This is a genomic window from Pseudomonas sp. GZJR-8, assembly GCF_002916705.1.
Taxonomy (GTDB): Bacteria; Pseudomonadota; Gammaproteobacteria; order Pseudomonadales; family Pseudomonadaceae; genus Aquipseudomonas; species Aquipseudomonas synxantha_A.
The window spans coordinates 345,891-361,058 of record NZ_JXSI01000001.1 but is presented as its reverse complement, the minus strand read 5'-3'; the positions used below and the strand labels follow the sequence as shown (position 1 = coordinate 361,058).

11 protein-coding genes are annotated in these 15,168 nt (G+C 59.1%); all 11 read right to left on the bottom strand.

Going from position 1 to position 15,168, the window contains the following annotated elements; all coding sequences use genetic code 11:
* Positions 1–5 precede the first annotated feature (5 nt).
* On the bottom strand, positions 6–1,637 hold the full coding sequence (locus tag TK42_RS01580; protein ID WP_005785740.1) for a CTP synthase: 1,632 nt from the start codon (positions 1,635–1,637) through the stop codon (positions 6–8).
* Positions 1,638–1,910: 273 nt separating this feature from the next.
* Positions 1,911–3,230, bottom strand: a complete 1,320-nt coding sequence (tilS, locus tag TK42_RS01575) for a tRNA lysidine(34) synthetase TilS (protein ID WP_103733454.1) — start codon at positions 3,228–3,230, stop codon at positions 1,911–1,913.
* Between the two features lie 163 nt (positions 3,231–3,393).
* A complete protein-coding gene (locus TK42_RS01570; protein ID WP_003189182.1) occupies positions 3,394–4,341 on the bottom strand; it encodes an acetyl-CoA carboxylase carboxyltransferase subunit alpha in 948 nt (315 codons plus the stop codon).
* Between the two features lie 128 nt (positions 4,342–4,469).
* Complete coding sequence (dnaE, locus tag TK42_RS01565; RefSeq protein WP_032877369.1) at positions 4,470–7,991, bottom strand: DNA polymerase III subunit alpha; 3,522 nt, start codon at positions 7,989–7,991, stop codon at positions 4,470–4,472.
* 76 nt (positions 7,992–8,067) lie between these two features.
* Positions 8,068–8,700: a ribonuclease HII gene (rnhB, locus tag TK42_RS01560; protein ID WP_032877370.1), complete on the bottom strand. Its 633-nt coding sequence runs from the start codon at positions 8,698–8,700 to the stop codon at positions 8,068–8,070.
* Positions 8,697–9,836 (bottom strand): lipid-A-disaccharide synthase, encoded by a 1,140-nt coding sequence (lpxB, locus tag TK42_RS01555; RefSeq protein ID WP_032877371.1) that lies wholly within the window; start codon positions 9,834–9,836, stop codon positions 8,697–8,699. Before lpxB ends, rnhB begins: the two co-directional genes overlap by 4 nt.
* Before the next feature lie 2 nt (positions 9,837–9,838).
* Positions 9,839–10,615 (bottom strand): acyl-ACP--UDP-N-acetylglucosamine O-acyltransferase, encoded by a 777-nt coding sequence (gene lpxA / locus TK42_RS01550; protein ID WP_005785728.1) that lies wholly within the window; start codon positions 10,613–10,615, stop codon positions 9,839–9,841.
* On the bottom strand, positions 10,612–11,052 hold the full coding sequence (gene fabZ / locus TK42_RS01545) for a 3-hydroxyacyl-ACP dehydratase FabZ (protein WP_005785726.1): 441 nt from the start codon (positions 11,050–11,052) through the stop codon (positions 10,612–10,614). The genes lpxA and fabZ overlap by 4 nt, the downstream gene beginning before the upstream one ends.
* A gap of 111 nt (positions 11,053–11,163) precedes the next feature.
* The gene (gene lpxD, locus TK42_RS01540) at positions 11,164–12,219 is read right to left on the bottom strand and encodes a UDP-3-O-(3-hydroxymyristoyl)glucosamine N-acyltransferase (RefSeq protein ID WP_005785724.1); all 1,056 of its coding nucleotides are present in this window, start codon (positions 12,217–12,219) and stop codon (positions 11,164–11,166) included.
* A 3-nt stretch (positions 12,220–12,222) separates the two neighbouring features.
* Positions 12,223–12,726 (bottom strand): OmpH family outer membrane protein, encoded by a 504-nt coding sequence (locus TK42_RS01535; protein ID WP_003172279.1) that lies wholly within the window; start codon positions 12,724–12,726, stop codon positions 12,223–12,225.
* A gap of 45 nt (positions 12,727–12,771) precedes the next feature.
* Positions 12,772–15,159 (bottom strand): outer membrane protein assembly factor BamA, encoded by a 2,388-nt coding sequence (gene bamA / locus TK42_RS01530; protein WP_078820469.1) that lies wholly within the window; start codon positions 15,157–15,159, stop codon positions 12,772–12,774.
* Positions 15,160–15,168: the final 9 nt, after the last annotated feature.

Sequence of the window (15,168 nt, the reverse complement as noted above, 5' to 3'; positions counted from 1 at the left end):
CAGGGTTACGCCTTCTTCTGATGTTGCGTCAGTGCTGCTTTGACGAAACCGCTGAACAACGGGTGACCGTCGCGCGGCGTCGAGGTGAACTCCGGGTGGAACTGGCAGGCCACGAACCACGGATGATCCGGCGCTTCGACCACTTCAACCAGCTTGCCGTCACCGGAGCGACCGGAAATCTTCAGGCCAGCCTCTTTGATCTGCGGCAGCAGATTGTTGTTCACTTCATAGCGGTGACGGTGACGCTCGACGATTACGTCCTTGCCGTAGCAGTCGTGTACCAGCGAGCCGGCTTCCAGCAAGCAGTCCTGCGCACCAAGGCGCATGGTGCCGCCCAGGTCGGACGTTTCGGTACGGGTTTCAACGGCGCCGGTGGCGTCTTCCCACTCGGTGATCAGGCCGACGACCGGGTGGCCGCTGCTGTGATCGAACTCGGTGGAGTTGGCGTCTTTCCAGCCCAGCACGTTACGGGCGAACTCGATAACGGCCACTTGCATGCCCAGGCAGATACCCAGGTAGGGCACCTTGTTCTCGCGAGCGTATTGCACCGCGGTGATCTTGCCTTCCACGCCACGCAGGCCGAAACCGCCCGGCACGAGAATCGCGTCAACGCCTTCGAGCAGCGCAGTGCCCTGGTTCTCGATATCTTCGGAATCGATGTAGCGCAGGTTGACCTTGGTACGGTTGCTGATGCCGGCGTGGCTCATCGCTTCAATCAGCGACTTGTACGCGTCCAGCAGCTCCATGTACTTGCCGACCATGGCGATGGTGACTTCATGCTCAGGGTTGAGCTTGGCGTCGACCACGGCTTCCCACTCGGACAGGTCCGCGCCATTGCACTGCAGGCCGAAACGCTCGACCACAAAATCATCCAGCCCCTGCGAATGCAGGATGCCCGGGATCTTGTAGATGGTGTCGGCGTCTTCCAGCGCGATCACCGCACGCTCTTCAACGTTGGTGAATTGCGCAATCTTGCGGCGCGAGGAAATGTCGATCGGGTGATCGGAACGGCAAACCAGTACGTCCGGTTGCAGGCCGATGGAACGCAGCTCCTTGACCGAGTGCTGGGTAGGCTTGGTTTTGGTTTCGCCGGCGGTGGCGATGTACGGCACCAGTGTCAGGTGCATCAGCATCGCGCGCTTGGCGCCGACTTCGAAACGCAGCTGGCGGATGGCTTCAAGGAACGGTTGGGATTCGATGTCGCCCACGGTGCCACCGATCTCGACCATGGCCACGTCGGCATCGCCTGCACCCTTGATGATGCGGCGCTTGATTTCGTCGGTGATGTGCGGGATCACCTGGATGGTTGCACCCAGGTAGTCACCACGGCGCTCTTTGCGCAGCACGTGCTCGTAGACACGGCCAGTGGTGAAGTTGTTGTTCTGGGTCATGGTCGTGCGGATGAACCGCTCGTAGTGGCCCAGGTCCAGGTCGGTCTCGGCGCCGTCGTGAGTGACGAACACTTCACCGTGCTGGAACGGGCTCATGGTGCCCGGGTCGACGTTGATGTACGGGTCCAGCTTGAGCATGGTGACTTTAAGCCCCCGCGCCTCCAGGATGGCCGCCAATGAAGCGGAGGCAATGCCTTTCCCCAATGAAGAAACAACACCGCCCGTGACGAATATGTAGCGCGTCATGAAAAACCCTAGAAGTCTGCGTTAAAGCGGTCCGAGCCGCCGGGGAAAGCGAAGGAAGGCCGAAGCCCCCGATCACCTGCATTAATCACAGTGCACCTTTCAAAAAAACCGCCGCGTTGTGACAGACCAGCAAGGAAACACCGGTACGTTGATCGCTACACATTTTTTGGAATCGCCCAGCAAAGACTGCTTGGTAATCGGCAACTGCTGCGATTCAGTCGAATCCACAGAAGTTGTATCAAGAAGGGAGCGTAGTCTACCGGAAAGGCGCTATCAGCTCAAACCTTGATCGCAGGTCTGTGGCAACCAATGTAATTGCCAGTCATCCAGCGGACTGGCCCTCAGCCCCGCAAGCGTTGGTACAGCCAGCAATTGCTCGCCCCGATAGACCAGCGGCAATCTGCCACGGACGAAGCCCGGCATACCACTTTCATTCAACAGGCGCTTGAGATCACGCCGGCCTCGACCTGGCACTTCGACGATTTCGCCACCCTGGCGATAACGAATCGACAAGGGTCCCTCGGGAGCCTTGCCGGCAAACATCAGTTGGCCGTTCCCGGGTAACTCTAGTGGATTTCGCGGATCGGGCCAGCTCACCGACACGTCGGAAAATTCCGACCACGTGGAAGGCAGCCACCAAATGCGTTCGCCGCAACGATGAAGCTGACCGTCGGCCAGGCGCCATAACGGCTGTGCGTCCCCCTTGGCATCGCGCAGGGCGTACCAACTGGCCCAGTGGTCACTGTCGGGCAGACGAGTCAGGGGATTCAGCCAATGACGCAAGGCATTGCGCTGGCGCGCATCGGAAAGATCGCGCAACGGAGCAAGGACCAAGGAAGGCAAAGGCAACCAGGGAAACGCTGAAGGCTGATCCGCAGCGATCAGGTCCATGTGCGCCAGCTCATCGAGCAGGCCCTGGGCTTCACTCAGGTGCTCGGCAGTGCGCGCCAGGCTTGATACTGCCTGAGGCCAGCGCTGCGTCAGCGTTGGAAAGACCTGGTGACGCAGGTAATTGCGCGAGAACCGTGGATCGGCGTTCGAAGGGTCTTCAATCCACTTCAATTGGTGTTCGTGGGCGTAGGCTTCCAATGCTCCCCGGGAAACCGCCAGCAATGGCCGCACCAAGTGCCCCGTCGCCAACGGGCGACGCTCGGGCATTGCCGCCAACCCACGCACTCCGGCTCCGCGTAACAGGCGGAACAGCAGGGTCTCCGCTTGATCGTCGCGATGCTGGGCGGTGAGCAGCACCTCCCCTGCCCCGATCACCTCGGTAAACGCCTGGTAACGTGCGTTACGCGCGGCACGCTCCAGGCTGGCACCGGGTTGCACCTGCACACGCAAGACCTGCAAAGGTATGCCCAGGCTGTCACATAACGCTTGGCAATGACTGGGCCAAGCGTCAGCGGCCGCTTGCAGCCCATGATGGACATGCACAGCGCTGATGGGCGGCAGGGTTTCGGTGTTTGCCAGGGAAGCCAGAAGGTGCAGCAGGACGGTGGAATCGAGGCCACCGGAGAATGCAATGCGCCAGGCCGGAGCATTGCGCCAGGGGGCCAGGGTTTTCAGGAGTCTGGCGGGTAGAGCCGGTTTCATCAGATGTCCCCGCCGCAAATCTGGAATACATAAGCCGAGCATACACAAAGCAAATGTGGGAGGGGGCTTGCTCCCGATTGCTGAGTGTCAGTCACTGCATCTGGTGACTGATCCACCGCTATCGGGAGCAAGCCCCCTCCCACATTGAGTTACGGCGTCGACTTTAGAGACCGTAGCTCATAAGGCGCTCGTAACGACGGGCCAGCAGCGCTTCGTTATCCAGCTTCTTGAGCATCGCCAGTTGCGAGCCCAGTTCAGCACGGATGGTCGCGGCAGCCGCGGCCGGGTCACGGTGGGCGCCGCCCAGTGGCTCGGCGATCACTTTGTCCACGATACCCAGGCCCTTGAGGCGATCGGCGGTGATGCCCATGGCTTCAGCCGCATCCGGCGCCTTCTCTGCGGTTTTCCACAGGATCGAGGCGCAACCTTCCGGCGAAATCACCGCGTAGGTCGAATATTGCAGCATGTTCAACTGATCGCACACGCCAATGGCCAGCGCACCGCCGGAACCACCTTCACCGATCACAGTGGCGATGATCGGGGTTTTCAGGCGAGCCATGACGCGCAGGTTCCAGGCAATCGCTTCACTCTGGTTGCGCTCTTCGGCATCGATACCCGGGTATGCGCCCGGAGTGTCGATGAAGGTCAGGATCGGCATCTTGAAGCGCTCGGCCATTTCCATCAGGCGGCAAGCCTTGCGGTAGCCTTCCGGACGCGGCATACCGAAGTTGCGACGGACTTTCTCGCGCACTTCACGGCCTTTCTGATGGCCGATCACCATTACCGGCTGGTCGTCCAGGCGAGCGATACCGCCCACAATGGCCGCGTCGTCGGAGAAGTGGCGGTCGCCGTGCAGCTCATCGAACTCGGTGAAGATGTGTTCGATGTAGTCCAGGGTGTACGGACGGCGCGGGTGGCGAGCCAGGCGCGCGATCTGCCAACTGGTCAGCTTGCCGAAGATGTCTTCGGTGAGCGTGCTGCTTTTGTCTTGCAGGCGAGCGATTTCGTCGCCGATATTCAGCGAATTGTCATTGCCGACCAGGCGCAGCTCTTCGATCTTGGCTTGCAGGTCAGCGATCGGCTGTTCGAAATCAAGAAAATTCGGGTTCATAAGCGTCCGTCTTGGGTCGACGGCCAAGGAGTGCCTGGCCAGCCGGTTGTCTATTCGCGCCCTACCTTAAGGGAGAGGCGCGTTTAGGTCGAGATTAAATGTTCAGCCGAGGTCAGGGGTACTGACCGTCAACGGTATTGGAGGAAGACGTTGTCTCGCCCGAACTGGTCACGCAAAGCTTGAATCAAGCCATCAGCCGGATCAATCCGCCACGTCTCACCAAACTGCAACATGGCCTTGGCGTCGCTGCCGGTGTACTCCATGGTTACCGGGCACGCGCCGCGGTGGCGCTTGAGCAGGTCACCCAACCAGCGTAGCTGATCGCCCTTGAGCGCTTCGGTCTTGACCTTCAAGCGCAGGCTTTCGGCCAGGTTGGTGCGCGCATCTTCCATGCTCATCACCCGTTTGATACGCAGGCGCAGGCCACCGGAGAAGTCATCATTGCTGACCTCCCCTTCCACCACCACCATGGCGTCGGTCTGCAAAAGTGACTGGGCGGAGTGGAACGCGTCGGCAAACAGTGACGCTTCGATCCGGCCCGAGCGGTCATCCAGGGTGATGAAACCCATTTTGTCGCCCTTTTTATTTTTCATCACCCGCAGGGCGATGATCATGCCGGCGACGGTCTGGGTATCCCGCGCGGGCTTGAGGTCGATAATGCGCTGGCGGGCGAAACGGCGGATTTCGCCTTCGTACTCGTCAATCGGGTGGCCGGTGAGGTACAGGCCCAAGGTGTCTTTCTCACCTTTGAGGCGTTCCTTGAGGGTCAGCTCCTTGGCCTTGCGATGATTGGCGTAGACATCCGCATCCTCTTCGACGAACAGCCCGCCAAACAGGTCGGCGTGGCCGCTGTCATGGGTGCGGGCAGTCTGTTCGGCAGCCTTGATCGCCTCTTCCATGGCGGTGAGCAGCACCGCACGGTTACGGTCGATATTGGCCTGGTAAGCCTTCGGCTCATCATGGAAATACGGGCCGAGACGGTCGAGCGCGCCGCTGCGGATCAAGCCATCAAGGGTACGCTTGTTGATGCGTTTGAGGTCAACACGCGCGCAGAAGTCGAACAGGTCCTTGAATGGCCCATCCTGACGCGCTTCGGTGATGGCCTCCACCGGGCCTTCGCCCACGCCCTTGATCGCGCCGAGGCCATAGATGATGCGACCTTCGTCATTCACCGTGAACTTGAACTCAGAGGCGTTCACGTCCGGCGCATCCAGGCGCAGCTTCATGGTGCGCACTTCCTCGATCAAGGTCACGACCTTGTCGGTGTTGTGCATATCGGCCGACAGTACCGCAGCCATGAACGGCGCCGGGTAGTGGGCTTTCAGCCAGGCGGTCTGGTACGACACCAGGCCATAGGCGGCGGAGTGGGATTTGTTGAAACCATAACCGGCGAATTTTTCTACCAGGTCGAAGATGTTACCGGCCAGGTCGGCGTCGATGTTGTTGGTGGCGCAACCTTCAATGAAACCGCCGCGCTGCTTGGCCATTTCCTCGGGTTTCTTTTTACCCATTGCGCGACGCAGCATGTCCGCACCACCGAGGGTGTAGCCGGCCATTACCTGGGCGATCTGCATCACCTGTTCCTGATACAGGATGATGCCGTACGTCGGCGCCAATACAGGCTTGAGGCCCTCGTATTGATAGTCGGAGTGCGGGTAAGCCAGCTCGGCGCGACCGTGCTTGCGGTTGATGAAGTCATCCACCATGCCCGATTGCAGCGGGCCCGGACGGAACAGCGCCACCAGTGCGATCAAGTCTTCCAGGCAGTCGGGCTTGAGCTTTTTGATCAGCTCTTTCATGCCCCGGGATTCAAGCTGGAACACCGCCGTGGTTTCGGCCTTTTGCAGCAGGCTGTAGGTCGGTTTGTCGTCCAGCGGGATAAACGCGATATCCAGCGGTTCTTCGCCGACCTTGGCGCGGTCGCGGTTGATGGTCTTGAGTGCCCAGTCGATGATCGTCAGGGTACGCAGGCCGAGGAAGTCGAACTTCACCAGGCCGGCCGCCTCCACGTCATCCTTGTCGAACTGGGTGACCAGGCCGTCGCCTTCTTCATCGCAGTAGATCGGTGAAAAGTCGGTGAGCTTGGTCGGCGCGATGACCACACCACCGGCGTGTTTACCGACGTTACGCACCACGCCTTCGAGCTTGCGCGCCATGTCCCAGATTTCGGCGGCTTCTTCATCGACCTTGATAAAGTCGCGCAGGATTTCTTCCTGCTCGTAGGCTTTTTCCAGGGTCATGCCGACTTCGAACGGGATCATCTTCGACAGGCGGTCGGCCAGGCCGTAGGACTTGCCCTGCACCCGCGCCACGTCGCGAATTACCGCTTTCGCCGCCATGGAACCGAAGGTGATGATCTGACTTACCGCGTTGCGGCCGTATTTCTCGGCCACGTATTCAATCACGCGGTCACGACCATCCATGCAGAAATCGACGTCGAAGTCGGGCATCGACACCCGTTCCGGGTTCAGGAACCGTTCGAACAGCAGGTCATATTCCAGCGGGTCAAGGTCGGTAATCTTCTGAACATAGGCCACCAGCGAGCCAGCACCTGACCCCCGGCCGGGACCTACCGGTACGCCGTTGTTTTTGGCCCACTGGATAAAGTCCATTACGATCAGGAAGTAGCCGGGGAATCCCATCTGGATGATGATATCCAGCTCGAAATTCAGCCGATCAACGTAGACCTGGCGCTTGGCTTCGTAGTCTTCAGTGGTGTCCTTGGGCAGCAGAACGCTGAGGCGTTCTTCCAGGCCATCGAACGACACTTTGCGAAAGTATTCGTCGATGGTCATGCCATCGGGTATCGGAAAGTTGGGCAAAAAGTGCTTGCCCAGTTTCACTTCAATGTTGCAGCGCTTGGCGATCTCGACGGAGTTTTCCAGGGCCTCGGGCAAATCGCTGAACAGCTGCGCCATTTCATCGGCGCTTTTGAGGTATTGCTCTTCGCTGTAATTCTTCGAGCGGCGCGGGTCATCCAGGGCCCGGCCTTCGCCGATGCACACGCGGGTTTCATGGGCCTCGAAATCTTCTTTCTTGATAAACCGCACATCGTTGGTCGCCACCAGCGGAGCACCCAGCTTATCGGCCAGGGCTACGGCAGCATGCAGATGTTCTTCATCGTTGGGGCGGTTGGTACGCTGGACTTCCAGGTAGAAACGGTCCGGGAATACCTGCATCCACTCACGTGCCAGCACCTCGGCTTCCTGGGGATTACCGCCCAGCAACGCGATACCGATCTCGCCCTCTTTAGCCGCCGAGAGCATGATCAGGCCTTCGCTGGCTTCGGCCACCCACTCGCGCTCGATGATGATCGAGCCGTTGCGCTGGCCGTCGATAAAGCCACGGGAAATCAGCTCGGTGAGATTGCGATAACCCACGCCGTTCATCGCCAGCAGGCTGATGCGGCTCAGTGGGTTATCCGGGTCCTTGTTGGACAGCCACAGGTCGGCGCCACAGATCGGCTTGATGCCGGCGCCCATGGCGTTCTTGTAGAACTTGACCAGGGAACACATGTTGTTCTGATCGGTTACCGCCACCGCAGGCATATTCATGCCCACCAGGGTTTTGACCAGTGGTTTGATCCGTACCAGGCCGTCGACCAGGGAGTACTCAGTGTGCAGGCGCAGGTGAACGAATGAAGCCGGCATAGTGATCCTGTCTTGATACATGAAAACAACAAGGCCCGGATTGTACCGGGCCTTGGTAAAAACATCAGCCTTGCTGCTAAACCTCGATCAGACTTTCGCGGGCCTCATAAGCCAGGCGTACCGGGGCAAACGAGCGGCGATGGATCGGGGTCGGGCCCAGCCGAGCTAGAGCTTCCAGATGAACGGGCGTCGGGTAGCCTTTATGGCCGCCAATCCCGTAGCCGGGGTAGATCAATTCGAACGCAGCCATTTCACGGTCACGGCTGACCTTGGCCAGGATCGAGGCGGCGGCAATGGCTGGAACCTTGCTATCGCCCTTGACCACCGCTTCCGACGGCATCGCAAGCTTCGGGCAACGGTTGCCATCGATCATCGCCATTTTCGGGGTGATATGCAGCCCTTCAACAGCACGCTGCATGGCTAACATGGTTGCATGGAGGATATTAAGTTTGTCGATTTCCTCGACTTCAGCGCGAGCGATATGCCAACTCAGGGCCTTTTCACAGATCTCGTCATAGAGCTTTTCGCGACGGGCCTCGGTAAGCTTTTTCGAATCATTGAGGCCCAGGATCGGGCGGTTCGGATCTAGGATTACCGCCGCCGTGACCACTGCGCCACACAGCGGGCCGCGTCCTACTTCGTCAACACCGGCCACCAGTTCGTGAGCTTGGGCAACCAGGCTGAAATCCAGCCCCATTTGCGTGGTCATAAGGCTTCCTGTTTATGGCCGATCAAGGTCAACACGGCGTCGGCCGCCTGGTTCGAGGCATCACGACGCAACGTGCGATGAATGTCGTCGAAACCACGGGTCTGCTCTTCGCCGCCGTCAATCAAGGGCAGTAGGGTCTGCGCAAGCGCTTCAGGCGTTGCATCGTCCTGCAACAACTCTGGCACCAGCAGGCGCTGGGCCAGCAGGTTGGGCAGGGAGATATAAGGGCTCTTGACCATGCGCTTGAGAATCCAGAAGGTCAGCGGCGCCAGGCGATAGGCTACAACCATTGGCCGCTTGTACAGCAAGGCTTCAAGGGTGGCAGTGCCCGACGCAATCAACACCGCATCGCAGGCTGCCAGAGCCAGATGGGACTGGCCGTCAAGCAGGGTCAGCGGCAGGTTGCGACCTTCCAGCAGGGTCTCGATCTGTGCGCGGCGTTGCGGGCTGGCACACGGCAGCACGAAGCGAACCCCCGGCTTTTGTGCCTGCAGACGTTCGGCGGCATCAAAAAACAGCGCACCCAGACGCCCTACCTCTCCGCCACGACTGCCCGGCATCAACGCCACCAACGGGCCGTCGGGCAAACCCAGCTCGGCACGCGCGGCAGCACGATCGGCTTGCAACGGAATGGCATCGGCCAGGGTATGGCCGACAAACCGCACCGGTACGCCCTTCTCTTCGTAGAACCTGGCTTCGAACGGCAACAGGGTCAACATCAGGTCGCAGCCTTCGCGGATCTTCAACACGCGCTTCTGCCGCCACGCCCATACGGATGGGCTGACGTAGTGCACGGTCTTGATCCCGGCCTGACGCAATTTTAGTTCGATATTGAGGGTGAAATCCGGTGCATCGATGCCGATAAAGACGTCAGGCTTTTCATCGATCAGCGTCTTGATCAACAGCTTGCGGCGAGCGAGCAGCTCACGCAGGCGTCCCAACACCTCCACCAACCCCATGACCGACAGCCGCTCCATGGGGAAGTAGGAGGCAAGCCCTTCGGCCTGCATCAGCGGCCCACCCACACCGATAAACTCCACCGCAGGATGCTGGGCCTTGAGGGCTCGCATCAGGCCAGCACCCAGAATATCGCCGGACGCTTCACCGGCCACGAGTGCAATACGCAGATTGGCCATGATCAGCGAGTGATGCCGCGAGTCGACGCCTGGATCGAGTCACGGAACACCGCGACTTCCGGAAACAGGGTTGCCGGCTCGGTCAGTTCGGTCAGCGCCTGCTCAACCGTCAGCCCCTGACGGTAAACCGTCTTGTAGGCACGGCGCAGAGCGTGGATCGCCTCTTCGCTGAAACCACGGCGGCGCATGCCTTCGAAGTTCATGCTGCGAGCCTCGGCAGGGTTGCCGAACACCGTCACGAATGCAGGCACATCCTTGCCAATGGCGGTGCCCATGCCGGAAAAGCTGTGGGCGCCGATATGGCAGTACTGATGCACCAGGGTGAAACCGGACAGGATCGCCCAGTCGTCAACGTGCACATGGCCTGCCAACGCAGTGTTGTTGACCAGGATGCAATGGTTGCCGATCACGCTGTCATGGCCGATGTGCGCATAGGCCATGACCAGGTTGTGATCACCCAAAGTGGTTTCAGCGCGATCCTGTACGGTGCCGCGGTGAATGGTGACGCCTTCACGGATGATGTTGTGGTCACCGATTACCAGGCGTGTTTCTTCACCCTTGTACTTCATGTCCGGGGTGTCTTCGCCTACCGAGGAAAACTGGTAGATACGATTGTGTTTGCCAATACGGGTTGGACCTTTAAGGATCACGTGTGGCCCGATGACAGTCCCCTCGCCGATTTCCACACCTGCGCCGACGATCGACCAAGGGCCGACCTCAACGTCGGCGGCCAGTACGGCCGACGGATCGATGATTGCGCGAGGGTCAATCAAACTCATAGTTTGCGTTCCGCACAGATGATCTCGGCAGAGCACACCGGCTTGCCATCTACCGAGGCCTGGCATTCGAACTTCCAGATCTGGCGCTTGCAGCTGATGAACCTGGCTTCCAGGATCAACTGGTCACCCGGGGTGACCGGGTTGCGAAAACGCAGCTTGTCGGAGCCCACGAAATAGTAAAGCGTGCCGTCGGCAGGCTTGAGGTCGAGCATTTTGAAACCAAGGATACCGGCAGCCTGGGCCATCGCTTCGATGATCAACACGCCCGGCATGATGGGATGCGCTGGGAAGTGACCGTTGAAGAATGGTTCGTTGATGCTGACATTCTTGTAGGCACGAATGCGCTTTTCCTCGACATTGAGGTCCACTACGCGGTCCACCAGCAGGAACGGGTAACGGTGAGGCAGGTATTCGCGAATCTCGTTGATGTCCATCATTTCGGGGGGAAGCCTGTAATAAAGATTGGGGGCGGGCGAACTAAGCGCACGCCCCGCTAGCAAATCAAGGAGGCAGTCTAGCGGCTGTGCACACTTGATATGGAAATGGTATCAGCCTTCAGATGAAGCATTACCGCCAGGGGTCACGTCCCCAACACGCTTTTCCAGCTGTTTGATACGTCGTGCCATGTCGTCGATCTTCCTCAAACGCGCCGCACTCTTGCGCCATTCAGCCGCAGGTTGCATGGCGGTACCGGAAGAATAGGCCCCCGGCTCGGTAATCGAGTGAGTCACCATGGTCATGCCGGTGATAAAGACGTTGTCGCAAATATCGATATGCCCCACCAGCCCGACGCCGCCGGCGAGCATGCAATGCTTGCCGATTTTGGTGCTGCCGGAAATACCCACGCACGCAGCCATGGCGGTGTGATCGCCAATCTGCACGTTGTGGGCGATCTGGATCTGGTTGTCGAGCTTCACGCCGTTACCGATCACCGTATCGGCCAAAGCCCCGCGATCCACCGCAGTGTTTACACCGATCTCCACATCGTCGCCGATCAATACGCCGCCGACCTGGGCAATCTTGTGCCAGACACCTTTGGCGTTGGCAAAGCCAAAGCCTTCGCCGCCGATAACAGCGCCGGACTGAATGACCACACGCTGACCAATACGCACATCGTGGTAGAGGGTTACACGTGGGGCCAGCCAACCATTGGCACCGATTTCACAGCGTGCGCCGATAAAGCAGTGGGCGCCCACGGTGACACCTGCACCAATACGCGCCCCGCTCTCGATCACTGCAAACGCACCGATGCTGGCCGCAGGGTCAACCTGGGCATCATCGGCAATTACCGCAGATGGGTGAATGCCACCGGCCGCTTTCGGCTTGGGATCGAACAGGTGCGACGCCTTGGCGTACGACAGGTACGGGTCGGCCACCACCAGCGCATCCCCGATAAACCCTTCAGCGTCAGCGGCCTTCAGCAACACGGCTGCGGCCTGGCAATCAACCAGGTATTTACGGTATTGGGGATTTGCGAGGAAGCTCAACTGAGCTGGGCCAGCCTCCTGCAAGGTGGCTAGCCCAGTGATTTCTTTCTCCGGGGAGCCACGCAAGGTGGCTCCCAGGAACTCGGCCAACTCGCCGAGTTTGATAGTCGCGGTCATGGCTTACTTCAGCTGGTTCATGCGCTCGATCACCTGACGGGTGATGTCGTATTGAGGCTTGACGTCAATCACGGCGCCGCGCTCGAACACCAGGTCAAAGGCACCCTTCTTGATGACTTCTTCTACGGCGCTGTCGAGCTTGGGCTTGAGCTGCTTGAGCATTTCACGGTCGGCAACAGCCTTGGCTTCGTTCAGCTCCTTGGACTGGAACTGGTAGTCACGGGCCTTTTGCTTGAATTCAAGCTCCAGACGCTCGCGCTCGCCTTGCTGCATCTTGTCGCCACCGGCTACCAGACGATCCTGGATGCCCTTGGCGCTGCTTTCCAAGGTTTTGAGCTTGGTCAACTGCGGACCGAATTTTTTCTCGGCATCCACGGCGTACTTCTTGGCCGCGTCGGATTCCAGCAGAGCCATCTGATAGTTCAGGACGGCGATTTTCATTTCGGCGAAGGCCGGGGTGGTTACCAGCACAGTGGCCAGCAGGACCAATTGAGTCAACTTACGCACGATGTACTCCTACAGAATCCGTTGTCGTTATCTTGGGTCAGACGCTTAGAACGTCTGGCCGAGGGAGAATTGGAAAATCTGGGTTTCAGCGTTATCCGGTTTCTTGATCGGCATGGCCAGAGCAAAGCTCAACGGGCCCAGCGCAGTCACCCAGGTCACACCCACACCCACGGAGCTCGCCAGGTTGCTGAGGCTCACGTCGTTGCACTGGGTGTTGGACTTCAGACCGCTTGGGTTCTTGATCTGCTCGCACTTGGAGTCGAACACGTTACCCACGTCCCAGAAGACCGAAGTCCGCAGGGAACGCTGGTCCTTGACGAACGGCAGCGGGAACAGGATTTCGGCACCACCCTGGATCAGCACGTTACCACCGAACGGCAGCGGGTCGTTGTCATCATCGCGGCGAGTACCGACGTTACCGGTTTGGTCAACACCGCGGCTTGGGGTACCACGTGGGCCCAGAGTGCTGTCCTTGAAGCCACGCACCGAGTTGAAACCACCTGCGTAGTAGTTCTCGTAGAACGGCAAGCCATCGGTCGAACCATAACCGTCGCCATAGCCCAGCTCTGTGTGCAGGCGCATGGTGTAGTTATCGCTCAACGGCTGGAACAACTGGCCGCGGTAGTCGAGCTTGAAGAACGACAGGTCGCTGCCCGGTGTGGTGACTTCCGCAGTCAGGCTCTGGGAATGACCACGGGTTGCCAGCACACCTTTGTTCAAGGTCGACTCGGACCAGCCGGCAGATGCCTTGAAGTTCAGGAACTTGTCACCTTCACGACGAGTGAAGTCGAAGATCTCGTCCACGGTATATACACCGGTCTTGATCTCGTCCTGTTGCGCGGTGATGCCGAAGGTCAGGCGCGAGGTTTCGCTGATCGGGTAACCGATGTTTGCGCCCACACCCAGGCTGTCGATCGCATAGCTTGCAACGTCGACGTCGAGGTCTTTGTAGTCGGTGGTGCGGTAGAAGGCGTTATAGCCCAGGCTCACACCGTCAGCTGTCCAGTAGGGGTCGACATAACCGAAGTTATAGCGGCTCTGGTATTCGCTTCGGGTCAGGCCGATGGAAACCTTGTTACCGGTACCGAGGAAGTTGTTCTGGGTGATCGAGCCACCCAGGATCAGGCCGGCGCTCTGTGCGAAACCGACGCTGGCGGTGATCGAGCCCGAAGCTTGCTCTTCAACGGCGTAGTTCACGTCAACCTGGTCATCCACACCCGGTACGGCCGGGGTTTCGACGTTGACTTCCTTGAAGAAGCCCAGACGCTCAAGACGGGTCTTGGACTGGTCGATCAGGTAGGTCGAAGCCCAGCCACCTTCCATCTGACGCATTTCACGACGCAGCACTTCGTCCGCAGACTTGGTGTTGCCACGGAAGTTGATGCGGTTTACGTAGGCGCGCTTGCCAGGATCGACGACGAAGGTGATGTCTACCGTGTGATCTTCATCATTCGGGGTCGGCACGCCGTTGACGTTGGCGAAGGTATAGCCTTCGTTACCCAGGCGGCGAGTGATCAGTTCGGAGGTAGTGGTCATCAGCTTGCGCGAGAACACCTGATCCTTCTGCACCAGCAGCAGGGACTTGACCTGGTCCTCAGGGACTTTCAGGTCGCCGCTGAGCTTGACGTCACGAACCTTGTACTTCTCGCCTTCGTTGACGTTCACGGTGATATAGACGTGCTTCTTGTCCGGGGTGATGGACACCTGGGTCGAAGCGATGTCCATGTTGATGTAGCCACGGTCCAGGTAGTAGGAGCGCAGGCGTTCAAGGTCACCGGAAAGTTTTTCACGGGCGTATTTGTCATCGTTCTTGAAGAACGACAGCCAGTTGGTGGTCTTGAGCTCGAACAGGTCGATCAGGTCGTCATCAGCGAATTTGGTGTTGCCCACCACGTTGATGTGCTGAATGGCCGCGACGGTACCTTCGTTGATGTTGACCTTGAGGCCCACACGGTTACGAGGCTGCGGGATCACTTCGGTTTCCACGGTCGCGGAGTAGCGGCCCTGGGCAACGTACTGGCGTTGCAGTTCGTTACGCACACCCTCAAGGGTCGCGCGCTGGAAGATCTCGCCTTCGGCCAGGCCGGATTGCTTCAGGCCCTTCATCAGGTCTTCAGTGGAGATGGCCTTGTTACCTTCGATCGCGATACTCGCAACGGAAGGTCGTTCGACGACCGTGATGACCAGGACGTTGCCTTCGCGACCCAGTTGGATATCTTGAAAGAACCCGGTTTTGAACAGCGCACGAGTGGATTCCACCAGGCGACGATCATCCGCCTGTTCCCCGACGTTCAACGGCAAGGCACCAAAGACGCTACCCGCGGAAACCCGCTGGAGGCCGTTGACGCGAATATCGGAGATGGTGAAGGACTCGGCGTGAACTTCGGCGATCATCAATACGGTGAGAACCGCAGTTAGCAGCAGACGTTTCATGAAGTCCTT